The organism is Leisingera sp. M527, from assembly GCF_025141525.1.
In the GTDB taxonomy this organism is placed as follows: domain Bacteria; phylum Pseudomonadota; class Alphaproteobacteria; order Rhodobacterales; family Rhodobacteraceae; genus Leisingera.
Map to the genome: position 1 here is coordinate 827,501 of NZ_CP081037.1, position 23,594 is coordinate 851,094.

The 23,594-nt window shown below is 57.5% G+C and carries 19 protein-coding genes, 1 tRNA gene, 2 rRNA genes and 1 pseudogene (1 of these 23 cut by a window edge); 14 read left to right on the forward strand and 9 right to left on the reverse strand.

Annotation, left to right across the window (positions count from 1 at the left end; translation table 11 throughout):
* From K3555_RS04200 to K3555_RS04210, 3 genes are all read left to right on the forward strand, one after another.
* Positions 1-1,436 (forward strand): 23S ribosomal RNA (locus tag K3555_RS04200) (it extends 1,408 nt beyond the left edge of the window).
* 212 nt (positions 1,437-1,648) lie between these two features.
* Positions 1,649-1,763 (forward strand): 5S ribosomal RNA (gene rrf, locus K3555_RS04205).
* A gap of 46 nt (positions 1,764-1,809) precedes the next feature.
* A tRNA-Met gene (locus tag K3555_RS04210) sits at positions 1,810-1,886 on the forward strand.
* Here K3555_RS04210 and K3555_RS04215 read toward each other — a convergent pair.
* The 6 genes and pseudogenes from K3555_RS04215 to K3555_RS04240 all read right to left on the reverse strand — a co-directional run bounded on the left by K3555_RS04215 (position 1,843) and on the right by K3555_RS04240 (position 7,641).
* On the reverse strand, positions 1,843-2,637 hold the full coding sequence (locus K3555_RS04215; RefSeq protein ID WP_260008482.1) for a zinc ribbon domain-containing protein: 795 nt from the start codon (positions 2,635-2,637) through the stop codon (positions 1,843-1,845). The genes K3555_RS04210 and K3555_RS04215 overlap by 44 nt on opposite strands.
* A gap of 183 nt (positions 2,638-2,820) precedes the next feature.
* Positions 2,821-3,066, reverse strand: coding sequence for a recombinase family protein (locus K3555_RS04220; protein WP_260007496.1), 246 nt, complete (start codon positions 3,064-3,066; stop codon positions 2,821-2,823).
* Positions 3,067-3,112: 46 nt separating this feature from the next.
* Positions 3,113-4,406, reverse strand: a pseudogene (locus tag K3555_RS04225) (IS3 family transposase).
* Positions 4,407-4,694: 288 nt separating this feature from the next.
* Positions 4,695-5,735 carry an IS110 family transposase gene (locus K3555_RS04230; RefSeq protein WP_260007497.1) on the reverse strand — a complete coding sequence of 347 codons (1,041 nt, stop codon included), beginning with the start codon at positions 5,733-5,735 and terminating at the stop codon, positions 4,695-4,697.
* A 246-nt stretch (positions 5,736-5,981) separates the two neighbouring features.
* Positions 5,982-7,091, reverse strand: coding sequence for an IS110 family transposase (locus K3555_RS04235; RefSeq protein ID WP_260007498.1), 1,110 nt, complete (start codon positions 7,089-7,091; stop codon positions 5,982-5,984).
* 109 nt (positions 7,092-7,200) lie between these two features.
* Positions 7,201-7,641 carry a hypothetical protein gene (locus tag K3555_RS04240; RefSeq protein WP_260007499.1) on the reverse strand — a complete coding sequence of 147 codons (441 nt, stop codon included), beginning with the start codon at positions 7,639-7,641 and terminating at the stop codon, positions 7,201-7,203.
* A 136-nt stretch (positions 7,642-7,777) separates the two neighbouring features.
* Here K3555_RS04240 and K3555_RS04245 point away from each other — a divergent pair, with 136 nt between their 5' ends.
* Positions 7,778-8,845: an AraC family transcriptional regulator gene (locus K3555_RS04245; protein WP_260007500.1), complete on the forward strand. Its 1,068-nt coding sequence runs from the start codon at positions 7,778-7,780 to the stop codon at positions 8,843-8,845.
* 78 nt (positions 8,846-8,923) lie between these two features.
* On the opposite strand, the gene K3555_RS04250 is transcribed toward K3555_RS04245, so the two are convergent.
* Both K3555_RS04250 and K3555_RS04255 read right to left on the reverse strand, forming a co-directional pair.
* Positions 8,924-9,730 (reverse strand): alpha/beta fold hydrolase, encoded by an 807-nt coding sequence (locus K3555_RS04250; protein ID WP_260007501.1) that lies wholly within the window; start codon positions 9,728-9,730, stop codon positions 8,924-8,926.
* A gap of 14 nt (positions 9,731-9,744) precedes the next feature.
* Positions 9,745-11,367 carry an FAD-dependent oxidoreductase gene (locus tag K3555_RS04255; RefSeq protein WP_260007502.1) on the reverse strand — a complete coding sequence of 541 codons (1,623 nt, stop codon included), beginning with the start codon at positions 11,365-11,367 and terminating at the stop codon, positions 9,745-9,747.
* 475 nt (positions 11,368-11,842) lie between these two features.
* On the opposite strand from K3555_RS04255, the gene K3555_RS04260 reads away from it, so the two are divergent.
* The 5 genes from K3555_RS04260 to K3555_RS04280 all read left to right on the forward strand — a co-directional run bounded on the left by K3555_RS04260 (position 11,843) and on the right by K3555_RS04280 (position 16,514).
* Positions 11,843-12,709: a fumarylacetoacetate hydrolase family protein gene (locus tag K3555_RS04260; protein ID WP_260007503.1), complete on the forward strand. Its 867-nt coding sequence runs from the start codon at positions 11,843-11,845 to the stop codon at positions 12,707-12,709.
* Between the two features lie 179 nt (positions 12,710-12,888).
* The gene (locus tag K3555_RS04265; protein WP_260007504.1) at positions 12,889-13,839 is read left to right on the forward strand and encodes an AraC family transcriptional regulator; all 951 of its coding nucleotides are present in this window, start codon (positions 12,889-12,891) and stop codon (positions 13,837-13,839) included.
* A gap of 115 nt (positions 13,840-13,954) precedes the next feature.
* The gene (locus tag K3555_RS04270) at positions 13,955-14,773 is read left to right on the forward strand and encodes a luciferase family protein (RefSeq protein WP_260007505.1); all 819 of its coding nucleotides are present in this window, start codon (positions 13,955-13,957) and stop codon (positions 14,771-14,773) included.
* 4 nt (positions 14,774-14,777) lie between these two features.
* Positions 14,778-15,830: an SMP-30/gluconolactonase/LRE family protein gene (locus tag K3555_RS04275; RefSeq protein WP_102873770.1), complete on the forward strand. Its 1,053-nt coding sequence runs from the start codon at positions 14,778-14,780 to the stop codon at positions 15,828-15,830.
* 111 nt (positions 15,831-15,941) lie between these two features.
* Positions 15,942-16,514 carry a cytochrome b gene (locus tag K3555_RS04280; protein ID WP_260007506.1) on the forward strand — a complete coding sequence of 191 codons (573 nt, stop codon included), beginning with the start codon at positions 15,942-15,944 and terminating at the stop codon, positions 16,512-16,514.
* A gap of 19 nt (positions 16,515-16,533) precedes the next feature.
* On the opposite strand, the gene K3555_RS04285 is transcribed toward K3555_RS04280, so the two are convergent.
* The gene (locus K3555_RS04285) at positions 16,534-17,382 is read right to left on the reverse strand and encodes a LytTR family DNA-binding domain-containing protein (RefSeq protein WP_260007507.1); all 849 of its coding nucleotides are present in this window, start codon (positions 17,380-17,382) and stop codon (positions 16,534-16,536) included.
* Positions 17,383-17,639: 257 nt separating this feature from the next.
* Between K3555_RS04285 and K3555_RS04290 the strand changes: the two genes are divergently transcribed.
* The 5 genes from K3555_RS04290 to K3555_RS04310 all read left to right on the forward strand — a co-directional run bounded on the left by K3555_RS04290 (position 17,640) and on the right by K3555_RS04310 (position 23,561).
* Positions 17,640-18,425, forward strand: coding sequence for a MipA/OmpV family protein (locus tag K3555_RS04290; protein WP_260007508.1), 786 nt, complete (start codon positions 17,640-17,642; stop codon positions 18,423-18,425).
* Positions 18,426-18,467: 42 nt separating this feature from the next.
* Positions 18,468-19,688: a fumarylacetoacetate hydrolase family protein gene (locus tag K3555_RS04295; protein WP_260007509.1), complete on the forward strand. Its 1,221-nt coding sequence runs from the start codon at positions 18,468-18,470 to the stop codon at positions 19,686-19,688.
* A 132-nt stretch (positions 19,689-19,820) separates the two neighbouring features.
* Positions 19,821-20,432 carry a TetR/AcrR family transcriptional regulator gene (locus K3555_RS04300; RefSeq protein ID WP_260007510.1) on the forward strand — a complete coding sequence of 204 codons (612 nt, stop codon included), beginning with the start codon at positions 19,821-19,823 and terminating at the stop codon, positions 20,430-20,432.
* A 105-nt stretch (positions 20,433-20,537) separates the two neighbouring features.
* Positions 20,538-21,404, forward strand: coding sequence for a bile acid:sodium symporter family protein (locus K3555_RS04305; protein ID WP_102883841.1), 867 nt, complete (start codon positions 20,538-20,540; stop codon positions 21,402-21,404).
* Between the two features lie 81 nt (positions 21,405-21,485).
* Complete coding sequence (locus K3555_RS04310; RefSeq protein ID WP_260007511.1) at positions 21,486-23,561, forward strand: NADPH-dependent 2,4-dienoyl-CoA reductase; 2,076 nt, start codon at positions 21,486-21,488, stop codon at positions 23,559-23,561.
* Positions 23,562-23,594: the final 33 nt, after the last annotated feature.

The window sequence follows — 23,594 nt, forward strand, 5'->3', positions numbered from 1 at the left end:
TAAAGCTAATCTGAGCAGGGTAAGCCGGCCCCTAAGCCGAGGCCGAAAGGCGTAGGCGATGGGAACCACGTTAATATTCGTGGGCCAGGAGGATGTGACGGATTGTGAAGGTAGTTCATCCTTATCGGATTGAATGGGCTGCTGATCAGTCCCTGGAAATAGCCCTCCATCAGACCGTACCCTAAACCGACACAGGTGGACAGGTAGAGAATACCAAGGCGCTTGAGAGAACGATGTTGAAGGAACTCGGCAAAATACCTCCGTAAGTTCGCGAGAAGGAGGCCCGGGTCCTACGCAAGTGGAATCCGGGGGCACAAACCAGGGGGTGGCGACTGTTTATTAAAAACACAGGGCTCTGCGAAGTCGCAAGACGACGTATAGGGTCTGACGCCTGCCCGGTGCCTGAAGGTTAAAAGGAGGGGTGAGAGCTCCGAATTGAAGCCCAGGTAAACGGCGGCCGTAACTATAACGGTCCTAAGGTAGCGAAATTCCTTGTCGGGTAAGTTCCGACCTGCACGAATGGCGTAACGACTTCCCCGCTGTCTCCAACATCGACTCAGCGAAATTGAATTGCCTGTCAAGATGCAGGCTTCCCGCGGTTAGACGGAAAGACCCCGTGCACCTTTACTACAGCTTCGCACTGGTATCAGGATTGTGATGTGCAGGATAGGTGGTAGGCATCGAAACCGTGACGCAAGTCGCGGTGGAGCCTCCCTTGAGATACCACCCTTCGCACTCTTGATATCTAACCGCGGTCCGTTATCCGGATCCGGGACCCTGCGTGGCGGGTAGTTTGACTGGGGCGGTCGCCTCCTAAAGAGTAACGGAGGCGCGCGAAGGTTGGCTCAGAGCGGTCGGAAATCGCTCGTTGAGTGCAATGGCAGAAGCCAGCCTGACTGCGAGACTGACAAGTCGAGCAGAGACGAAAGTCGGCCATAGTGATCCGGTGGTCCCGAGTGGAAGGGCCATCGCTCAACGGATAAAAGGTACGCCGGGGATAACAGGCTGATACTGCCCAAGAGTCCATATCGACGGCAGTGTTTGGCACCTCGATGTCGGCTCATCTCATCCTGGGGCTGGAGCAGGTCCCAAGGGTACGGCTGTTCGCCGTTTAAAGAGGTACGTGAGCTGGGTTTAGAACGTCGTGAGACAGTTCGGTCCCTATCTGCCGTGGGTGTAGGATACTTGAGAGGAGTTGCCCCTAGTACGAGAGGACCGGGGTGAACGAACCACTGGTGGACCTGTTGTTGCGCCAGCAGCAGTGCAGGGTAGCTATGTTCGGACAGGATAACCGCTGAAGGCATCTAAGCGGGAAGCCCCCCTCAAAACAAGGTATCCCTGAGGGCCGTGGAAGACCACCACGCCGATAGGCCGGAGATGTAAGTGCAGCAATGCATTCAGTTGACCGGTACTAATCGCCCGATAGGCTTGATTTGATCCAGTAACAGACAGTGTTACGGAAAAACCAAACAAGCAAACACATCCCATAATACAAACGCTTGGACAACGTTGATTGCAGCCGAACGCATTTGGCAATGTCCCCGTGACATAACTCAGGTGCGGTCTCTCGCGCATTTACTTCGTAAATACGCTGCCGACCGCCACACGAGAAAAATCCAAATGCCTTCGGTATTTGGATTTTTCTCGGTTTGGTGGCTACAGCACAAGTGAAACACCCGGTCCCTTCCCGAACCCGGAAGTTAAGCACTGTCGCGCCGATGGTACTTGGGCTCAAGCCCTGGGAGAGTAGGTCACCGCCAAACCTAGTAAAATCCAAATATCTCTCAATACGGTCTCAAAAAAACCTGACGCGGGATGGAGCAGCCAGGTAGCTCGTCAGGCTCATAACCTGAAGGTCGCAGGTTCAAATCCTGCTCCCGCAACCAATGTTTCCGACCAAGCCTCCGCAAACAGCGGGGGCTTTTCCGATTCAAGGCCCCCCAAAGCCATGATCCCCGCCAATTCCCCAACAAGTTCAAGCTGATGGCCGCCCGGCGCAGCACTGTCGGGAACCATCCGCACCTCCGAAATCAGCGCCCGCAGCGACGCTGTCGCCTCCCGCCGCACCTCTGGCGCATTCAGGGACCCAGCCAGATCTTCGATCAGATCCCGGTACCGCGCCGACAGGCTTGGATGCAGCCGCAGGGCAGGGGGCTCCGGATTGTCCGCGATGACCGCCTCCAGGCGGGCCTTCTCACCCTCCAGCTCAGACATCTTGTCCTTCATTGAGGCAGTGTACATGCCGTCCTCAATAGCGGTCAGGATGTTGGCAATCCGGCTCTCCACCTTCCTGAGGGAGCGTTTGGCCTTCTGCCGGTCCTGGCAGGCCCCCGCGGAGGCTTCGTTGAAGGCCTTGCGGTATTCCTCCGCGAACTGCGCCAGCAGGTCCGGTGCCAGGAGGCGCTGCTTCAGCCCGGAGAGAACCCGCTCTTCCACTTCTGTCCGGCCGATGGTGGCGCGGTTGGTGCAGACCGCAGCGCCCTTGTTGCGGGCACCTGCGCAGCCGTAGCGCGTCTTGTTGATCAGCGTGTAGCTGGCGCCGCAGCAGGCGCAGCGCAAGAGGCTTGATAGCAGATACGTGGGCCGGCGCGCGCGTTCCAGCTTCGGCCGTTCCGTCAGAACACCCGCCGGGTTCATCGCTTGCCGCACCTCCCCCTGGCGCGTCTTCACCGCCTGCCAGAGCTGATCATCCAGAATACGAAGCTGTGGGACTTCTTCGGTCTTCCAGTCTTCGGGCGGGTTGAGTCGGGACAAGCGTTTTCCGTTGTCCGGGTTGGTATCATAGGTCAGCCGGTTCCAGACCAGCCGTCCGATATAGAGTTAGTTGTTCAGGATGCCGGTGCCGCGCTTGATGTTCCCGGAGACCGTTGAGGGGTTCCAGACTCCGGTGCCCTTGCCGCTCTGGGGAGCAGGCACTGCTTCGGCGTTCAGCGCGGCAGCGATTGAGCGCGCGGAAAGCCCGTCTGCGTAATCCCGGAAGATCCGGGTGATGACGGCAGCCTCGTCCGGCTCGATCTCCCGGTCGCCGGTGCTGAGCGTGCCGTCGGGCAGGATCTCACGCTTCACCCGGTAGTGAACCGCACCGGGTTTGCCGGAGGCTGATTTCAGTTAGTTACGCGGCAATATCCTCAGTTTCCAGAGCGGCGTAGAAATTGGCCTCTGCTTCTGCCGGCGGAATGTTCCCGATAGGCTCAAGCAAACGGCGGTTATTAAACCAATCCACCCATTCGAGTGTTGCGTATTCCACCGCCTCGCAGTTGCGCCAAGGGCCCCGGCGGTGGATGACCTCGGCTTTGAATAGGCCGTTGATTGTTTCAGCCAGAGCATTGTCATAGCTGTCCCCGACGCTGCCGACAGAGGGCTCGATACCAGCTTCGCCCAACCTCTCTGTGTATTTGATCGACAGGTATTGGCTGCCGCGGTCAGAGTGGTGAACAAGCCCCATCGCCTTTGTTGGGCGCCGCTCATGAACAGCCTGCTCCAAGGCATCGAGAACAAACCCGGCATGCGCCGAGGTGCTGACGCGCCAGCCGACGATCTTGCGGGCATAGGCATCAATGACGAAGGCAACATAGGCAAACCCTTTCCAGGTGGCGACATAGGTGAAATCGCTGACCCAGAGCATATTTGGAGCAGGCACACGGAATTGCCGGTTCACTTTATCCAGCGGGCATGGGGCCTTCTTGTCGGGCACAGTCGTCTTGTGCGGCTTACCCCGGATGATACCTTGGATACCCATGCTTCTCATCAGCCGGGCGACCGTGCAGGGGGCGACGTCGAAACCTTCCCGTTGCAATTGCCGCCAGACCTTCCGCACACCATAGACCCGCCAGTTCTCTTCGAAAACACGCAGGATCTCGGGCCGCAATGCCTCGTCACGCCGGGCACGGTCCGACAACCGGGCCGGATTAGCCCGCTTCGCCAGGTGCTCGTAATACGTGGAAGGGGCAATCGGCAGGACAGTGCGGATCGGCTCGACCCCATGCTCACCGCGATGCATGTCCCCTCTCGCGCATGCTGGCATGCGCTGCCGGGCAGCGGATGAATGACACCATCACTTCGACCGGCGGTCGAGCTCCGCCATCGCAAAGTTGACCGTAGGAACGCCACTGGTCCGAGTGACAAGGTCAACGCCGATGCCTTGCGGAGAATCTCGTTCGCCTGGCGCAGCTCGCGGTTCTCCCGCTCAAGCGCCTTCGTTTGGGCGATCAAATGATCCCCCGGATCATTTGACCGCTGCGCGAACGACCCGCACTGCCGGCGGCATCAGTTGGAACACCCGCCCGCTTGCCGCTGTCGGCTTCCGCCTTCTTCACCCACTCATTCAGCGTGTGCGCCGAACAGCCGATCTTCGCAGAGACCGGCATGATTGCCTGCCAGCGGGAACTGTGCTGGCCGTTTGCCATTGGGCTCGAACCAATGGCGCCTTCAATGGCTCACTTGTCCAGCACCAGGCGCACCGCACGCTCGCGGACCTCAGGAGAATACTTGTTGGTTGTCTTGCTCATTGTGACTTCATCCTACTCAGGAGTTGAAGCCTCCGGCAAACCCGGTGCGGTTCAGTCGGTGCTGGTCGTCTTCAATGTATGGCTCGGGTTTTGCGGAATACTCCACTTCCCATCGGCCCGCGCGAGATCGACCAACCTCCGCCCCTTCGGGACTTCGCTCCCCGCCAGCCGAGGCGGAAATTCAGGTCAGGCAACGGCCTCCTTTGTCCGAGTGAACTCGGTTTCTTTCTTCCACATTGTCAACATGAGCACGGCGAGTTTCCGCGCGGCTGCCACGGCCGCCTTCGCGAAGCCTCGTCGTCCTGCAAGGCGGACAGCCCAGCTTTTCAGCGTCGAAAATTTCTGCACTCGGGTGATCAGGGTGGTCGCGGCCTCGAACAGCAGGCTCCGCATAACCCCGTCGCCGCATTTCGACACCCGGCCCGACCAGTCCACCTCGCCGGATTGGTGCCGTTTCGGCGTCAGCCCGAGATATGCGCCCACATCCGAGATCTTGCCGAACCGCGCCGGTTCATCGACCAGCGCAATGAAATTCAGCGACACAACCGGGCCGACGCCGGGAATGGTCATCAGACGACGCGCCACGGGATGGGCGCGGGCCTTCGTCTTCACGGCAGTGTCGAGATCGGCAGCGGCCTGGCACAGCGTGGCATGCGTGGCGATGAAGCCATCGGCGATCGCACGCAGCAGCGGATCGGTTTCCCCGGCGGCGGCCAACTGATCGCGGAACGCCTGGCGCTGCCGACCTTGGCCATTCCCGGTCATTCGGATTCCGGAAGTCTTAAGAACGCCGCGGATATGCCCTTCGAGATCCTTGCGGAGACGGATCAGCCGTTCCCGAGCGCCCACCAGGGCACGCAGGCGATCCGCCCCTTCGCTGCGGACATGGACCGGCGTGAACCAGCCGGTGCGCGCGAGTTGGGCCAGCCCTTCCGCATCGCCGGCATCGGATTTGTTGAGTCGGGCCGACAGGCTCTTGTGCGCTTTACGGGCATCGATACAGGTCGCGGGCAATCCCAGTCGGGCCATCCCGCGTTGTAGCCAGATCGAGAGCATCCCGCTCTCATGCACAATCTGTTGCGGTGTCAGCGATCGATTTCGAAACCAGCCCATAACGCCCTCGGGGTCCGCAGGGCAATTGCCGCGCACGATGGTCTTGCCTTCCCCGTCAACGACGCAGATCGAAATCTCTTTCAGCGATACATCCAAACCGGCATAGTGTTTCATGGTCGTTCTCCTCACGGCTACTATCCATGAGGCCAACATACCGGGCCTCGTTCGCCATCGGAGAGCGACCGCCGCAATCACACCATGTATGGTGTTCGAAGGCCGGGTCCAAATCGTTGATGCAGGCACGAGGCTCCTGGCTTCCACCTGGCTTCCACCTGGTTTTCCCGATCCCGTCTCACGACTGTTGCGCCAAACTGCTCTTTGCCCTCTTACGCTCCGGCGCCCTCGCGACCTACCGCTGGCTCATGCCACCGCGGCCGGAGATTGGTAGACGCCGCCGCGGGCCATCCGCTGCCCGGCAGGGCATTGCGCAGCAATGTCCCGAGAGGGGGCCCAGACGATCCGCGCCATCTTGTTCGCCAGCGCCACCCTCACCAGCATCGGTGGCTTGCGTGACAGCCTTCCAGCCAGCCAGGTGCCCGGCCGGGCCGCAGCATGGACGTGACGCTTGATGATGACGCTGTTGGCGTCAATGATCAGCAACCGTCTGAGGGACCGCTCGCCCATCCATTGCCCGGCAGGGCATTGCGGCATGCAATGTCCCGGGAGGGTCGTCGTGGCCCCCAGCCGCTGTTTGCCGCCTGTCGAATGCTGGCGGGGCGTGAGGCCGGGCCATGCCGCAAAATCCCGGGCCTTGCGGAATGTCTCGGGCGGCGGCGCAAGAGTCGCGATGGCCGCAGCGATCAGCGGGCCGATGCCCGGCACCGTCATCAGGCGGCGCGCCACGTCGTTCTCCTTGGCCCGGCGGGCGATCTCGGCATCGAGCTTGACAATCTCTGCCTCCAACTGGGTCAGGGCCGCGATCAGCACCTTGAGTGCGGGGATGGCATCGGCTGGCAAGCCGCTTTCCGGGGCTTCGACGATTGCAATCAGCTTCGACGCGTTGGCCGCCCCCTGTGGCGCGACCTGCCCGAACCCGCTCAAATGCCCTCGCAGTGCATTGATGGCCTGGGTCCGCTGCCAGATCAGAAGATCACGCACGCGGAACACCATCGCCGCACCCTGCGTCTCTTCGCTTTTCACAGGCACAAAGTGCATCGTCGGACGCAGCGCGGCCTCGCAGATCGCCTCGGTATCGGCTGCATCATTTTTCTGACGTTTGACAAAGGGCTTCACGAAGGCGGGTGGGATGAGCCGTGCATCATGACCCAGCTTGCCGATCTCACGACCCCGGAAATGAGCGCCGCCACAGGCTTCCATCGCGACAACACAGGGCTGCAACCCGCTGAAGAAGGCCAGCACCTGATCCCTCCGCAATTTCTTGCGCAGAACAGGCTGCCCCGCTCTATCTGCCCCGTGGACGTGAAACACATTCTTCGCCAGATCGAGCCCGACCGTGATAATCTCTGACATGACCGCTCTCCCTTGTGGATCGTTGCAGACCCACCTTGGCACAGTGATGCCGTCGGGGGGCGGTCACATCATCAACGCCGTCCAGATTCTAAACGTTGTTGTTTTGTGCTTAAATTTGAACGTTACTTGATGAGTCGGTAATAGTCGTCACCCTATTTCGTAGCCCAGAAAAAAGAAAAAGGAGGCCCGAAAGGAATAGTGAAATCTGAGGTACGTGAATCATGTATGCTCCATTTGGTGAAATTGAATCTCCCCAGACGTCACTAATTCCACCGGTCGACCATCCAAATGTCCAGGCGACCCAGAATGGCATTACAACAATGGAACCGAGAGCGGCTACACGGCGACAATCGTAAATATTTTTTGCGTTGAAGGTTAGGTATATTGTCATGCAGGCCAAGGTTAAGCCAAAGGTAACTTCCCGGATGAAGTGGTTCTTTACATAATCGGCGATCAATGGTGTAGAAAGTGATGTCGGGATAAATTGTGAGTATGCGATAAACATGAACGATATCCCGCTAATCACTAGTACTCGTCCGATAAGTGTCATGGTCTTTTCCTCCCTGTTTTTATTTCTGCGCAATGGGTCATCTTCCCGTCCGCAGCCTTCCCGTGTGTTATTATAGCGCTTTAGTCTTGCTTGGTGACGAGGTTGACTTAGCTCCCCGCTATGGTTATTAAAGCTCATGGCAAAAACTGCGAAGATAGACGCGGCAATAGGAACAGGGGAGTTCCTGATATCAGCTGATTACCTTGGATTGCTGGTGGCATTTTCTGCAAAATATGGAGTTTCTCCGGAATCCTTGTTTTCCAATTCTGACATTTCTCTAAGTAAGTATTTGTCAAGACCGCTTTTCGTTCGAAGCGACACATATAACGGTTTGGTTGATGAGCTTGTGGTTGCTTCTTGCGATCCGCTGTTGCCTTGGAAGTATGGCCGGGCAATCAGCGAACTTTCTCACGGTGCTGTCGGTCTTGCGCTTCAGAGCTGTGCCACATTGCAGCAGTTCTTTGATCTCCTGCCGATGTTTTTTGCAACACGCACTGGCTATGCGCAATCGGTTTCGATCGAGATGACAAGAAACCGCTGTGAGGTTGTTGTTCGTTCCTCAAAACCCAATGCCCCAAATCATATTGTGCGCTTCAATACGATCTCCAGTTTGGTCGCGTTTGCCTGGATGAGCCGGCGGTTGACGGGATCCGAAGCGGATTTTCTGGATGAAGAAGTGCGGATTGCCTGGCCAGATCCGGGCAAGGAAATCCCGGCTGACTTGCTCCCGCCAGGCACAAAAATGTGCTTTGATCAGCCGGAGAGTCTGATTTCACTGCCGAAGCCGCGGTTGCATGCGCGGATTGCATCCAGCAGCCCAAGTTTGATGGATGCAGCGTTGCGTCGCTGCGAAGTCGAGATGGAGGTGCCGCCACCCGATACGGGAGTTGTTGAAAAGGTGCATTGGGTGTTCCGCAAAGTGGAGCCGGAACTGCCTACACTTGAGGAGACTGCGCACCGTCTTGGCGTCTCCCCGGCAACGCTGAAGCGTCAGCTTAACAGTCAAGGCACCTCTTTCATCAGTATCAAGAAGAAGGTCCGGTTTGACCGCGTAACCGGGTACCTTTTGCTTGGCAAGCTCTCAATTGACAAGATCGCCGCCCGCACTGGGTTCAGCGACGCTAGTAATCTGTCAAAGGCATTTAGGCAATATTTCGGCGAGACCCCGGGCCAGTTCCGTGAGCGGCATAGGTCGCAGAACTAGAGCGCCGCCGGGAACGCCGCGCGAGACCGCTCCCCGGCCGCCTCGACAACGGCAGAGACGCCGGGAAACGGCGTGTGTTCAGGCCAGAAGAAACCTTTTCATTGCGGCGGTCACATCACTTGGGGCTTCCAGGACGGCATTATGCCCGACTGGCAGCTTGGTGATTGATACATTGGCGGGCATGCGTGAGATAAGATGCTCGGACCGGACCGCGTCCATCGCTGGATCCTGGTCGCCATAGATCACTAAGCAAGGGATGTCGCTTCCGTTGAGGCAATCTGAGAGATCTTCGCGATGTTTCATGACGCTGAACAGAACAGGTTTAAGCGCCTTGTAGTCCAGCAAATGCAGGTAGTTGCGCAGCTTGCTCACCAGCATGCGGTTGCCCTTGGCTGCGGATTTGGACAGCAGGGCATTGGTAAGCGCACTTTCAAAGTTTTTCACTCCAAATCTGGCCAATAGGCGGGGGATGATTGTGAACATGATTTTCTCGGATCGTTTTGGACCGGAGGCACAGGTGTTCATCAGAACCAGACCATCGCATCGATCCGGAAAATGCTTGTAAAAGGATTGGGCGACAAAACCGCCCCAGGATAGCCCAACGATCATGCAGCTAGGCAATGCATGATGATCCAATATCTCGCGCAGGATCACGCTGCAGTCTTTGATCGAGAAGATTTTCTGGGGCGCGTCTGAGCCACCATGGCCGGGCGGATCGATAACTAGAATGTTGTAGTCTGGCAAAAAGGCGTCGAGCACCGGGTCCCACATGGTTCCATCAAAAAACATGCCGGGCCAGAAGGCCAAAGTTCCCTTGGGGTTTGACGACTGACTGATCGCAACAGCCATGCTGCCAAGGCTTGTCTGAATTTGTTCTTTGATCACGTAATTATCTCCGCTTAGTAGGTTGCATTGATGGCCGAGGCGGCTTTCATCGCGTTGTAAATACATAAAGAAAGGAAGGTCCCTTCCAGAGACCGTTTCCCGTTCACGCCGCCGCCGCCGAACCCGCTGGCCTCGCCAACGGCATAAAGCCCGTCAATGGCCGATCCGTCAGAGCGCAACACACGCGAGGATAGATCCGTATTGATGCCACCCAGGCTTTTGCGGGTAATCAGATGCAGCCTGATCGCGACTAGCGGCCCCGCAGCAGGGTCGAGAATAGGCTGGCCCCGGCAGATCCGCAGCCGGTCGCCTTTCCAGTGGCGCAGGCCAACAATGCGGCGTACCTGGTCATCGTTGACCTGATCGTCACTGGCTGTCAGCTGCCGGTCAAATTCGGTTAGCTCTGCTTCCAGCACGGCTTTGTCGATCCGGTTGCTGCCGGTTAGACCGTTCATGCCCGCGACAAGGTCACCCAGGTTATCGGCAGTAATGATGTCCTGGCTGAGGGGTTCGATCTCCTTCAGAAAGTCATCGGGGACCCTCAGCAGGTTGGCCAGAAACGTGAGCTTTCTTTCATCCCGGATGGCAGTGTTAAAAACGGCGCCGGAAATGTTGAGTTCGCGTTTGGCGATCTTCCAGTTCATCACCTGCCAAGTGTAACCGTGTTCCTGTTCGCAAACCCGCTGACATAAATGGCGGGTGTCGAACCCTGAAACCAGCGGCATCGGGCCGATGCGACGTCCGTAGCAATCGGCCCAGAGACCGGATCGCGGCGGGATCAAACTGGCGCCATGTTTGGGATCGGTTCGGTCGGAGTAGGGGTGGTGTATCCCGGCTGCATAATTCCAGAAGGCGTCGAGGTGAGTGACATTTGCTGACAGTTCTTCCGCGGCAACTCGGTGCAGCTTGCCATCGGAGTACTCATGCGACCCGTTGAGGATGTAATCCGGTGCCTTGGGCCAATTGGCGGGCCAGAGACGGCGGACCTCATTTTCGCTGCCTGTCACGCCGCCGCTGGCAATGACAATGTCGCGGCCCTGAAAACGACGCTCAATGCCGTTGCTTTCAGCAATGCAGCCGATAATTTTGCCGCTTTTCTGGATGAACTGCCTTACATCATGGTGAAAGAATAGCGTCAGCTTGTGGCGTTTCTTGTGACGTATTAGCCGCTTGACCAGAAGCCGGGTCAGTTTTTCCGATGACCCCCACATGATGTGATATCTGGGCACTGAATTGCCCGACATGTAGTCGCCCCGTTCCACCCAGCCCGGCGCAGGCAGGAAGCGGATCCCCAGTTCTTTGGTGAGCCACTGATAGACGGTGGTAGAACCTTTATTGATATAGGAAAGCGCCCATTTCTTCTGCCACACGTCCTCGGGGCCAAATTCAGCGGCGTGCAGCCAGTCACGGGTGGCAAGTTCCTTTGTATCCTTAATCCTGTTGCTGCGCTGAATAGGTGTGCCGGTGAACCACATGCCGCCAAAGGCTTCGTAGGCCTGGCCGCCGAATTTGGACGGCTTGTCTCGTTCCAGGATGGCGACGGACCGGCCTTGATCCAGCAATCCTAGGGCCGTAACAATGCCGGCGATCCCTCCGCCAATGATGACGGCATCATACTGTCGCGGATGGGAAGTCATACAATGCGTCTCCGGTACTGTGGCTGACAATTTTTCCGTTACACAGAAATAAGTGATCACAGTAGTTTGGTTCGAGAGTGAAAGGGATCAACTGTATGGTTAAAGGAGCGCAGGCGATCTGCGTGAGATCTTGGTCTGTCCCTGACCTAGGCAGACGGTTGCGGAAGAGGTCAGCTGCTTGGCTTACCAGCGGGACTTTGGATGGTTCTTGAAGCTGCACCTGACATTGTCAGGCTTGACCGGAATTTTTGTATGCAATCAGTGGGCCCGCCAGGTTTGCAAGGCCGGCTTCTTTCCCAGCGCACCCAAACGGCGCCGCTGCCGATAAGCTGAAATCACCAAAGTCCTGATCGCTTTGAAACTTCTTAAACCTCTGACCGGTGCCTAAGTTTCTGGAGCAACCAAAGCGGGCGTGGATCACTCAGTTTGAGCGCCACCGCCAAATGCGGCTTGCTTTCAAATGATTGGACACACCATGCCACTGACCACAGGCCCTCAGGAGGGCACGCTTCAAGACTTCCTTCCCACAACTGGTTTTGCTTATGCTTTCGGTCTTGCCTACGCGGACCACATCCGAGAAACCGGATCTGAGACACCGGAAACACCGATTGTCTTTCTAAAGAACGCCGCACCAAAGCCGGGCCAGGACAGCGTAGCGATTCCGGCGATGGAGACTCTTCTTCGCGCGGTCATCAGCGCTGAACCATCACTCTGCGAACGGGTCGAGGCGCTAAAAGACCAGCTGGTGCCGATGATGGATTTTGAAATCGAACTGGGCGTTCAGCTGCTGGAAGATTGCACCTTGTCAGAGCTGCAAGCAGCCAAGCAACTGCCTATGATCGGCTATTTTCTGGCCAATGATGTGACGTCGCGAACTGTCCAGATGATGGGCGAGCTGACGCGTGACCGATATGTTCTTTGGTCCGCGAGCAAGAGTTATGACGGTTTTTTCCCATGTGGGCGTACGCTTTGGGTGCCTGATGCCGAAGCACGGGATCTGCTGCCTGCTGTCCGGCTGGAATTGAAAGTGAACGGAAAGATACGACAAAGCGAGCCTGTCAGTAGCCTGATCTATACTCCCCGGCAGATTCTGGAGGGGGCGGCAGCGTTTGCGCCGGATCAGAAACTGCGGGCTGGCGACCTCATCGTTACTGGCACACCAGCAGGGGTGACCTTTCAGGTTTCTGCCGAGCAAAAGGCAATTTTTGCCAGCATGCCGCTGGATGTCAGCATTCCTAAGTTTCTCGAATCTGGTCGCAACAACCCTGATTACCTGAAGCCCGGCGACCTGGTCGAGATGGATGCCGAATGGCTGGGGCAGCTGACCTTTACCATGACCTGACACCGCTAATCAGCCCAGAACGGAGACACCGGAATTGAAGTTGCCGGTGTCTTTTCGTGCGGTTATTGTGGCTGGTCATGAAACAGGGTGATGCCATCGGTGAAGGAGACTACGCTCTTCCTTTCAGCTATACTGAATTGCTGGTCTCTTTTGCAGCGGATTCAAGGGTTTCGGCTGAATTGCTGCTTGAAGGCAGCGGGCTTCACCTGCGCGACCTGGTCGCCGCCCCAAGCCACGTGCGCAGCAATAGCTATAGCCGTATGGTGTTGAATTTGCTGTCCCAGGCCCGCGATGATGCGCTGCTGCCCTGGCGGTACGGCCGCGCCATGAGCTTTCAGACACATGGTGCTTTTGGCCTGGCGTTGCGCAGTGCCAGAACCCTCGGCGAAGCCTATGAACAGCTTCCGGAACAATATGGTTCGCGCTCGGGCGGTGCTCAGTTCCTGGAAACCCGTAGTGCAGCCGGTTACTACGACATCGTTGTCCATTCCGGAAATCCTGATACTCCGGATGAAGCCGTGCGTTTCCATGCGATTTCAAGCCTGATCAATCTGGCTTGGCTCGCCCGCGCGATAACAGGTACTCAGGAAGAAAGTTTGCCAGGGCAATTGCATCTGGCTTGGCCCTGTCCGGAAGATGGTGTGCCGCCGGATACGGTGCCTCCCGGCCTGCAATTGGTGTTCTCGCAGGCCGAAACTTTTCTGCGGTATCCGACGGCGCATCTGCGCATCCGCACCCTGGCCGGCGCTGCCGATCTGAAGGCCGCTGCAAGGTCACGCATCGAACATGAGCTCTCGGTGCCGCCTGCGACGCTGAGTACCGTAGGCCAGGTGAAATGGGCGCTTGGCAAACTAGGTCTCTCTAGGGGCGCGGTTGAAAGCGTGTCGGCTCTGCTGCATGTGTCGCCGGCCACACTGAAAAGACGGTTGAAAAGCGAAAACGCCAGCTTTCTTGATATCAAAAACAGCGAGCGTTTCGAAATGGTCAAACGCCGCCTGCGCTCCAGAGATGTCACCCTCAGCGTGATTGCGGAGGAGGCGGGATATGACAATCCCAGCAACCTCTCCAAGGCTTTCAAACAGCATTTCGGCCTCTCCCCCGGTGCCTTTCGCGCTGGTCTTCGCAAATAAATTCGGGTGAGCCGTTTTCACCATTAGTCTGAGGTAAATCCACATTTCGCCTTTAGCTGTGCCGACTAGGCTGAAAAGCCAATCAGCACAGCGGAAGAGAGTTCAGAAGATGTGGGTGCAGCGAATATTTCATGTGGCAAATGCGGTGCTGGTTTGTGCTGCAATCGGGTTTGCCTGGGGGCAGCACCAAAGCTGGTCCGCAACCGGTGGCAGCCTGTTTGGTTGGGTCATGGTTACAGCTGCTGTTGTCTTTGCCCTGCTGGCGGCGCTGGTCTGGGCAATTCGTGACTACCGCGCTTGGATCGCGTTGGGGGAGGGTGGGCTGCCAAGTAACATCTTTGGATGGTTCGCGGTCACAGCTATGCGTCCGATGGCGGGCGATCCCTATGATCAATCAGTATTTGCCGGCAAACTTGGCGGCAGTACCGATCAAACATTTTTAGGCGATTTACCCACTCGTGCAGGTCCGCGCCCAACCGTTGCGCCCCATGCTGTGCCGCATCGTCAGACTGACCAGATCCCCGATCGAGGCGTGATGCAGCAGCTATCGAATATGTTCGATGGCATTGTTGCCCGAAATGATGACCGGTTGCACTACCAACTTAGCCAATATGAGAAACACAATCAGGCGATCTGGCTGCGCGATGTGGAGGGAGGGAACCCCGCCACAGGCCTGGGTGGTGAGATTGGTCATTTCCACCCCAGCGACGGATCGATGCATACGATCCTCAGCCCCAGCGACGCTAAACAGATACTCGACAAGGGGTGGGGCGAGCTGCACTCCATGGCGCGGTTCAAGCGGATCTTTCCGACCGAAACATTCGTCATGCTCTACGCGCCAGCCCAAGCTGAACACGTGCCTGTGATCAGAGACATCATCGAAGCGGCAACACGCTACGCGCTGCCGCGCGGTAACAATTCAATCAAAGGATAACCTTATGAAACGCCTGATCTATTCCACTGCTGCCATCATGCTGCTGCTGGCTGGAGGTGGGGCGGCCACGGTTTCTTCACTTGGCGCGTTTAACTCCGTAACGACCGCTTACAATGGTCAGTGCCGCTCGATTGGTCAGATGGTCGGGGCCGAAGATATCATTGCCGACTACGATGCTGGTGTGGCCTATATTTCATCTTTTGACCGGCGCACCGGGATGGCAGGTCAAGAAGTAACCGGCGCGCTGCACAGGCTTGTGCTGGATGGCAGCGACCAGCTGGTGGAAATGCCGCTGACCGGCCTGGACCCCAGCTTGCCGTTCCTTCCCCATGGGATGGATCTGAAGACCATTGATGGCGTGCAGTATCTCTTCGTGTTGAACCATCGCAGCGCCAGTGATCCGCAAGCGGGGCACGATGTCTATGTCTTCGAAGTTGGCGTAGACGCGCTGACCTTGGCCAAGCATCACACCAGCGATGGCATCAAATCACCCAACGGGATTGGTGCGGTTGATCTTGATACGTTCTATTACTCAAACGATCGTGGGGCCTTTGGTGCTTTTGGGAACATGGTTGAGATGATGTTCGCCCGCAAGATCAGCGATCTGTCGGTCTATGATGAGGGCGAAACTGAAATTCTGGAACCAATGGCATTCGCCAATGGAGTTGCGACAACGCCGGACGGCTCAACTGTTTACGCCACTGCGCTACGCGAAGGTGTGGTTAAGGTGTTTGCCCGGGATCAGGCCAGCAACGTGCTGACTTTGCAGCGTGAAATCCCTGTTGGGCAGGCGCCTGACAACGTGCGCATTGCCGAGGATGGCCAGCTTTGGGTGGCGTCGCATTTGAACCTGATGGCGTTTGACGGTCATATCAAAGATCCAACCGCACTCTCACCATTTCAGGTTTACCGTGTCGAACCGGACACTGGTAAGAGCGAATTGGTTATGGAGAACGACGGTTCCCTGCAGTCCTCGGTAAGCGTTGCTGTGCCTTACGAGGACATGCTGCTGATCGGTTCAGCCTTTCAGCCCGGCGTGAAGATTTGCGCGCAATAGCGGCGCGTACTGATAGCTGCCGACGCCATTGAAGACAGTTTTTCGACAGCTCTGACAGCCCCGTTGGCCCCTGTGCCGGCGGGGCTGCGGCAATCGAATGGAGATCATAAAATGAACCATCCACCAGTTTCAACCACGACCCTCAGAAGCTATGGCCGCATGGATAAGCTGCTGCATTGGGCTGTCGCAATCAATCTGATCGCTATTCTGTTTGCGGCCAACGGCTTGGCCGACCGTCCGGAGGCAGAGAAAGTCGCCGAATACGGCAGCCACGGGCTGGCTGTGACTGTCCTGGCCGGTTTGATGCTGTTTCGCGTGATCTGGCGGCTCATCCATCCGGCGCCGCCGTTGCCTGACAGCGTTGGCCCATGGAGCAGAATAGGAGCACGGATTGTCCATTGGGGTCTGTACGGGCTGGTTATTTTCCAGATCTGCATCGGGTTGTTCCTGGCCTCAACGGTTGAGACCGCCTTTGTACCGGCTTTGATCGGGGTGGACTACAGCAGCTTTGGTCTGGCTCCGGCTTCTCTTTATGGTCTGTTGCACATCCTGCATGCCGTGACTTACTGGTTGATCGTCACTGCCGTAACCGTCCATCTGGCAGCGGCGCTGAAACATGCGCTTGTGGATCGGGACGGTGTGTTCTCGCGAATGATACCCGGTGCCGGAGGCCGCAGCAGTTGAGCGATCTGCTGCGCCGCTTTCACAACTTCCGCCGCAACGCTGCGTAACGGCGGCGGCTCACCGGGATTTCGGTGCCGTCTTCGAGCAGGCAGGTATAGGCGCTGCCTTGGCGTTTGATGGACGTGACATGTTTGAAGCGCACCCAATGCGACCGATGGCATTGCGCCCCAAGAAAGGGCTTCAGCGCTGTAACGCAGTCCGAAAAGGCTAGCTTCAGCGTGATGTTACCCGCAGCAGTAACAATCTTGACGTAATGGCCCTGTGCTTCCGCCCGGATCAGGTCATCACCCAAATGATGGGGAACTTCAGGCACCACGGTTTTCAACGCGGGTTCCGTTGATGGAACCGCGAGCAGCGAGCGCTGGTAGCGGCGTGCAAGATCTGCTGCGCGATAAGCAAAGATACCTGCCAGCGCTGCCAGTCCAAGCGACGGCGTAACAATGTCCAAGAACTCCATCAGCAATTCCCAGCCCAGGCCGAAACCCCGGGTAATGCCGCGTGGTTCACCGCCGAACCAGCTGTCGAGCGCGAATGACACCGGGGTGAGCAGCACCGGTAACAGTAACACTGCAAGCACCAGCGGCCAGGGCATCCGCAGACCGGCCAGTACCCCCAGCACGGTCACACCCGACATCAGCAATGTTGCCACTAACAGGTGCAGGAACCACAACAGAGCGGCCAGCGCCACATGCAGTTCAGCCGTGGCGACCGGTTCAAAGCTGGTAATGATCACGCTGCCAAGGACAGAAAACCAAAGACAATATCCCGCCAATTGCTGCCAGCTTATGTCACGAAGCCCGAACAGGGTCTGAAACACAGTATCAAGCTGGTTTGGCCTGTCTTTGCTGTGGGGTGTTACTTGGGGCATGTCACTTGCCTCCTGAGGGCAGGGATCAAGTCGATTGTCTTCTGTTTAACCCGGCACCGGCAGCATTAAACCATTATTTCACGAGCGGTAGCACATTGACCGTTCATGACAGCACTGCACCCACTTGAGTATTTCTCCGCCGTTTTCATGAACTTGCCATGTGATTTCTGTGTGGGTTGAGACAGATGCACGGCACCGGCCTCGTGAAAACCGACTTTGCAAACGGGCCGGTACTTGATCGCATGAAAGGTGTACAAATGCACAAACTTGTTCCTGCTCCACCAGTTGTCTGCGCGGTTCTGGCCTGCATTCTAACTCTCCCGCAAATGGCCTCTGCCGAAGGCAAGAGCCTAACTGGAGTTATCGGTCTCGGCGCGTCTTACGGGCCTGAATTTCCGGGTTCGGACGAATCCAGCTCATCAGCGTTTCCGATCTTCAACCTGACCTGGCGCGACCGCGTCTTCCTGAACCAGCGTGGTTTAGGGGTCTATGCGCTGCGCAACTACGGCGCGGGTGACCTGTCGCTGGGTTTCGCTGTCGGCTATGACTTTGACGAACGGTTGGCCGAGGATGATGTCCGGCTGACCGGGCTGAGAGATGTTGAGGCCGGCGCCCTGTTCACCGCAATTATCGAGTATGACCTTGGGATTGCGGATCTGGAACTTGATATCAGCCATGGCCTTAGCGATGGGGGCCATGAAGGCACCCGCGCCACGCTGGCCGCCGAGTTTTCCACTGCGGTTTCCCCGCGCCTGAGCCTGTCCGCAAAGCCATTTGTGACCTGGGCGGACAGCTCTTACAATCAGGCGTTTTACGGGGTTTCCGCTGCCGAAGCGGGGCCCTCATCTTTTTCCCGTTATGAGGCAGGATCCGGCCTTGAACGTGCCGGGATACAGCTGCAGGCATCCTACACTTTGTCAGAGCGGACCGGTGTGTTTCTGGGAATTTCCCATGCCGAGTTGGTGGGGGATGCCAAAGACAGCCCCATCGTCTTTGACAGTGGCCAGACCCAAATTTCTTCCGGCATCTTCTTTCGCTTTTAAACAGCGGCCCCGGCGTTTGCCGGGGTTGTCCGCTCACCTTTTATGACCGAGGTAATGATGAAACGTATTGCTGTGACCGCTGGCGCCATCTGCGCAGGCTTTCTCTTTTGGATCTTTGCCCTGAATGACGACCCGGACCGGCTGAACCCCATCTCTTTAGAAGCGGGAACTTTGTCTTCCGGCGTGCTGCCCATCGAACAGGCGATCACCCTTGGGCAGGTGAAAGGAGAGGATGGGCGTGCTGTGCCCGTTTTGATTACTGGCCTGTCCGAGACCACCGTAACAGCTGTAGACCTGACCGGGCATGGTGTCTCTGCAGATTTGGATCTGTTTAAGATCTTGGAAGAGGTCCCAGAGGCCGAGTTGGTTGCGCTATACAGTAAGGCCGTGGGCGAGGCGGGCCGCACTGTGACGCAAGGCTATCCGCTGTCTCAGTTCTTGCCGGCAGCAGGCAAGGGGCATCGCCATATCGGATCGGGCACAAATTTCCCGGAACATGCCGAAGAAACCACCAGCAGCTCTGTGTTCAGCTTTCCCAAGTTCGGCGTAGCCACGCCGCCTGTCACGTCGGTAGCATATGACCCGGAGGTTCTGCTGGACTACGAAGTGGAGATCTGCGCCCGGTTTGATCGCGATATCGCATCGCTGGCGGATTTCGAGGCGGCCCGTAAGGGGTTCTTTCTGTGCGGAGATTTCACCGATCGGTCGACGTTGCTGAAGATGATCGATACAGACAACTTTGATTCCGGATCGGGGTTCAGTGACGCCAAAAGCGGCCCCGGCTATCTCCCAAGCGGTCCGTTCCTTGTTATTCCTGTGGACTGGCGAAGCTTTGTCGCACAAGAGCGTATCGAGACGCGGCTGGACGGCGCGCTGCGCCAGGACGCGCGCGGAGGTCAAATGATCCTCGATTTTGGCCAGTTGGTGGAAAAGGTTCTGGATGATTCCGTTTCTACCCGGTTCCTCTATCAGGGCGATCGATATCAGCTGATTGAAGATGCTGTTGTTTCGACTGGCCAGGTTCTTATGTCAGGCACGCCGGAAGGAGTTATTTTCATGCCGCCTTCTCCGCGTCACATGGCACGGGGTGTCATCCGGCATGTGGTCACAGGTGCCTTCGTCGGCCAGGCTTCCGGTTATGACAGCGTTATTGCCTCGTTCATCCAGGACGAGCTTGCGGCCAAGCGGTTTCTTCAGCCAGGGCAGGTCGTCACCTATGCATCGGCCTCGATGGGGACGATCAGCATAACAGTGCGCCGCTGATCCGCTGACCGCAGGGGCCGGTTGGCCCCTGCAGTATATGCCTGCCTGCGGTGAATTTCTGCAAAAGCTGATGGATTGTTCCCAGCCTTTGCCGGATATTGGCTCTGGACGCCACCGGAGACCGCTTGCGCTATGAAAACTGCCTCAACCGATAACCCGCGCAGTGGCATCACCAAAGCCGCACGTCACCTGCTGGAGCGCGGTGGGATCTCCGCACTGTCGATGCGCTCTATTGCTAAGCATTTGGGGGTGTCTGCGATGATGCCTTACAAGCATTTCCCCAGCAAGGATCACATCCTGATGGAGCTGCGGCTGGAAGCATTTCAGCGGCTCACCACGCATATGCGGCGAGCCCAGGCAGTGGCCCAAACGCCGACCGATGCGCTGGTCGCTGTTTCGCAGGCTTATGTAGGATTCGCTCTCAAGGCGCCCAATGACTACCGGTTGATGTTTGACGCGTGGGAGTTTGAAAACTACGCGCAGATTACCGCCGATTTCGGCGATTCGATCAGCCGTGAAGCGGACAGTTGGCACGTCAACCTCGACGCTGTGACGGCCTTTGCCGAAGCAGAAAATCTAGCGATTGATTGCAATTTTGCGGCTCATTGGCTGTGGTCCTCTCTGCATGGAATGGTACAGCTTCATCTATCGCGCAAGCTTGCTTTTGGTTTGGAAATTCAGCAGCTTGAGCAGATTTTCTCCGAAAAGATCCCAACCTCCATCCGCGCATTCTCCCAAAAGTAACGCAGCGTTCGCAAGTTTGCGCTATTAACTTAAGTCATTTGGTTTACAGTGTAAGCTAAGTGATGGCCGGCGTTGAATACGCTTGCCTAAGGGGAGGAAGGCCACATGGATATCGGAGCTGTTATCACCACAATTGCGATTGCCGGTTTGATCGGCGTCATGATCGCAATGGGCAGCACACTGCAGGTCACGGATTTCCGTCGCGTGCTGACACAGCCGCGTGCTTTATTGCTTGGAGTGGCGGGTCAGATCCTGTTGCTGCCGGCTGTTGCGGCCTCCATTGCAATCATCTTGGACCTGTCGCCCGCGTTGTCTGTGGGGCTGGTTGTGATTTCTGCCTGTCCCGGCGGCGCGCCATCCAACGCAGTCTGCGCTATTTCCAAGGGCGATGTGGCGCTCTCGGTGACATTGACCGCGATTTCCAGCCTTGCCGCCTTCTTGACAGTGCCGCTGTTAGTCGGGGCCGCAATTGATCAGTTTCTTGGGGAAGACACCCGTCTGCAGCTGCCGTTCTGGTCGACTGCAGCCCGCATTTTCCTGACCACCTTTCTGCCGGTGGTAACTGGAATGGCGCTGGCGCGCTGGGTGCCTATGGTTGCTGAGGCGATCCGTCGCCCTCTTTTCATTGGGGGGTTCGGCATCGTTCTGATCACTTCGCTTCTATTCATGTTCAGCATGATTGAGCTGCTGACCTCGATTGAGGCTCTACTGGCTGTGGTCATGCTCAATGTGCTGATGATGTCACTGGCCTTTGCTTTGGGGCGTGGCCTGGGGCTGACCGAACAGGAAACCCGATCGGTAACCGTTGAAGTTGGAATGCAGAATATCTCCATGGCAATTGTGGTGATCATTGGCATCCTGAATGCCCCGGAACTGCTGGCGCCGACGTTCTTCTACCTGCCTATGGCTTATGTCACCGGGCTTGGGTTTGCCTGGTTGGTGCGCCGCTACCGCAGCCCGGTTCTGGCCTGATTTAAACCAGGCCGTGCGGCATATGTGCAATCAGTCGCCGCCGGTTTCCCCGATCCCAATTACTCCAGCGAGGACAACAGAATGAAATACCCGAATATGTTCCGCCCGATTGATCTTGGCACAGTTACATTGCCCAATCGGGTCATCATGGGGTCCATGCACACCGGTCTGGAGGAAATCGATCAGACTGGTGAGAGAATTGCTGAGTTCTATGCCGAACGGGCCCGGGGCGGCTGCGCCTTGATCGTCACCGGCGGGGTTTCCCCCAACTTTGAGGGGAGCACCGGGATCCCGGGGGAGCCTGACAGTTTTGCTCGGCTCGACAGTGAGAAATCGTTGGCAATTCACCGGGTGGTGACCGGCGCGGTGCATCGTGAAGGTGGCCGCATTATTATGCAGATTTTGCACACGGGCCGTTACTCCTATGCCGCTGGATCAGTTGCCCCGACAGCGCTTCAGGCGCCGATTTCACAACATGTTCCGCGAGAAATGACGGACGCGGATATCGAGCGCACGATCGATGATTTTGTAACCTGTGCCTGCCAGGCTAGGGACGCCGGTTATGACGGGGTCGAGATCATGGGCTCCGAAGGCTACCTGATCAATCAGTTCATTGCCGCAAGAACAAACCACCGCACTGACCGTTGGGGCGGTTCCTATGAAAACCGCATCCGCTTTCCAGTGGAAATCGTGCGCCGGATGCGCGAACGGGTCGGCCCCGACGCCATCATCATGTACCGCCTGTCGATGATCGATCTGGTGGACGGGGGCTCCAGCTGGCCTGAGGTGGTCACGTTGGCCAAGGCCATTGAAGCTGCAGGGGCCACCATCTTGAATACCGGGATCGGCTGGCACGAGGCGCGGGTGCCCACCATCGCCCAGGCCACTCCCCGGCAGGCGTTCTCCTGGGTCACAGCCCGTTTGATGGGCGAGGTCTCCATTCCGTTGATTACCTCCAATCGTTTCAACAAACCCGAACAGGTCGAAGACGCATTGGCCCGCGGTGATGCCGATATGGTGTCGATGGCCAGGCCTTTCCTGGCTGACGGGGCCTTTATGGCCAAGGCAAAGGCAGAGCAGGACAACAGCATCAATACCTGCATCGCCTGCAATCAGGCTTGTCTTGATCATATTTTCAGCATGAAGACCTGTTCGTGCCTCGTGAACCCGCGTGCGTGCAATGAAACAGTCTATTCCAGCACCCGGACCGATGCACCGCAGCGGATCGCCGTTGTGGGCGGCGGGCCCGCAGGAATGAGTTTTGCCAGTGAAGCTGCGGAACGCGGTCACCACGTCACGCTGTTTGAAGCTGCAGACAGGATTGGCGGGCAGTTGAATATAGCCCGCAATGTGCCGGGCAAGACAGAATTCGATGAAACTGTGCGATATTTCAGCCAGCGCCTGAAAGCCGCGGGCGTCACCTTGCGGCTGAACACAGCGGTTGCTGCCGAGGATCTGGGTACAGGCTTTGACCGTGTGGTGCTGGCGACCGGGATCAAGCCGCGGCCGTTGGACATTCCGGGGGCGGATCACCCCAAGATGTGCAGCTACATAGATATCCTTACCGGGCGCGTCACCGCCGGCAGGACGGTTGCAGTTATCGGTGCAGGCGGCATCGGTTTTGATACCAGTGAATTTCTGCTGGCGGACCCCGAAAAGGAGCACGCCGACCTGCCTGCGTTCTTTCGCAAGTGGGGAATTGATCCCAGTTGGGGCACCGGTGGCGATGAGGCGCGGGGCGGGTTGCAGAAAGACCGCACGCCTGATGCCCCCTACCGGCTTATCACCATGCTGCAACGCAAGACCACCAGCCTCGGCAGCGGCCTGGGCAAGACCACGGGCTGGATTCACCGTGCGGAAATGAAGCTGGGCAAAGTCGAAATGCTGGGCGGTGTTCAATACCACCGGGTGGATGACGAAGGGCTGCATATCACCGTAGACGGCACCGCGCGCCTGCTCGCAGTGGATACAGTGGTTGTCTGCGCGGGCCAGCTGCCGCAGCGCGACCTTGAACAGGGCCTTCGCGATCGCGGGCTTCCTGTGCATCTGATTGGCGGCGCTGATCTGGCCACTGAACTGGATGCCAAACGCGCCATTCAGCAAGGTCTTTTACTGGCGGAAGAGCTGAGCTGTGCCGGCACGCATGAACTGGCCTAGGCCCGATCAGATACAATCAGGAGAATTATGAGT

What these genes read in the sequence shown, in the direction of transcription:
- K3555_RS04300 (WP_260007510.1), top strand. Translation starts at nt 19,821, where the DNA reads ATGAAAACTGCCTCAACCGATAACCCGCGCAGTGGCATCACCAAAGCC.
- K3555_RS04245 (WP_260007500.1), top strand. Translation starts at nt 7,778, where the DNA reads ATGGCAAAAACTGCGAAGATAGACGCGGCAATAGGAACAGGGGAGTTC.
- K3555_RS04240 (WP_260007499.1), bottom strand. Translation starts at nt 7,641, where the DNA reads ATGACACTTATCGGACGAGTACTAGTGATTAGCGGGATATCGTTCATG.
- K3555_RS04290 (WP_260007508.1), top strand. Translation starts at nt 17,640, where the DNA reads ATGCACAAACTTGTTCCTGCTCCACCAGTTGTCTGCGCGGTTCTGGCC.
- K3555_RS04260 (WP_260007503.1), top strand. Translation starts at nt 11,843, where the DNA reads ATGCCACTGACCACAGGCCCTCAGGAGGGCACGCTTCAAGACTTCCTT.
- K3555_RS04285 (WP_260007507.1), bottom strand. Translation starts at nt 17,382, where the DNA reads ATGCCCCAAGTAACACCCCACAGCAAAGACAGGCCAAACCAGCTTGAT.
- K3555_RS04235 (WP_260007498.1), bottom strand. Translation starts at nt 7,091, where the DNA reads ATGTCAGAGATTATCACGGTCGGGCTCGATCTGGCGAAGAATGTGTTT.
- K3555_RS04275 (WP_102873770.1), top strand. Translation starts at nt 14,778, where the DNA reads ATGAAACGCCTGATCTATTCCACTGCTGCCATCATGCTGCTGCTGGCT.
- K3555_RS04230 (WP_260007497.1), bottom strand. Translation starts at nt 5,735, where the DNA reads ATGAAACACTATGCCGGTTTGGATGTATCGCTGAAAGAGATTTCGATC.
- K3555_RS04215 (WP_260008482.1), bottom strand. Translation starts at nt 2,637, where the DNA reads ATGAACCCGGCGGGTGTTCTGACGGAACGGCCGAAGCTGGAACGCGCG.
- K3555_RS04255 (WP_260007502.1), bottom strand. Translation starts at nt 11,367, where the DNA reads ATGACTTCCCATCCGCGACAGTATGATGCCGTCATCATTGGCGGAGGG.
- K3555_RS04295 (WP_260007509.1), top strand. Translation starts at nt 18,468, where the DNA reads ATGACCGAGGTAATGATGAAACGTATTGCTGTGACCGCTGGCGCCATC.
- K3555_RS04280 (WP_260007506.1), top strand. Translation starts at nt 15,942, where the DNA reads ATGAACCATCCACCAGTTTCAACCACGACCCTCAGAAGCTATGGCCGC.
- K3555_RS04310 (WP_260007511.1), top strand. Translation starts at nt 21,486, where the DNA reads ATGAAATACCCGAATATGTTCCGCCCGATTGATCTTGGCACAGTTACA.
- K3555_RS04305 (WP_102883841.1), top strand. Translation starts at nt 20,538, where the DNA reads ATGGATATCGGAGCTGTTATCACCACAATTGCGATTGCCGGTTTGATC.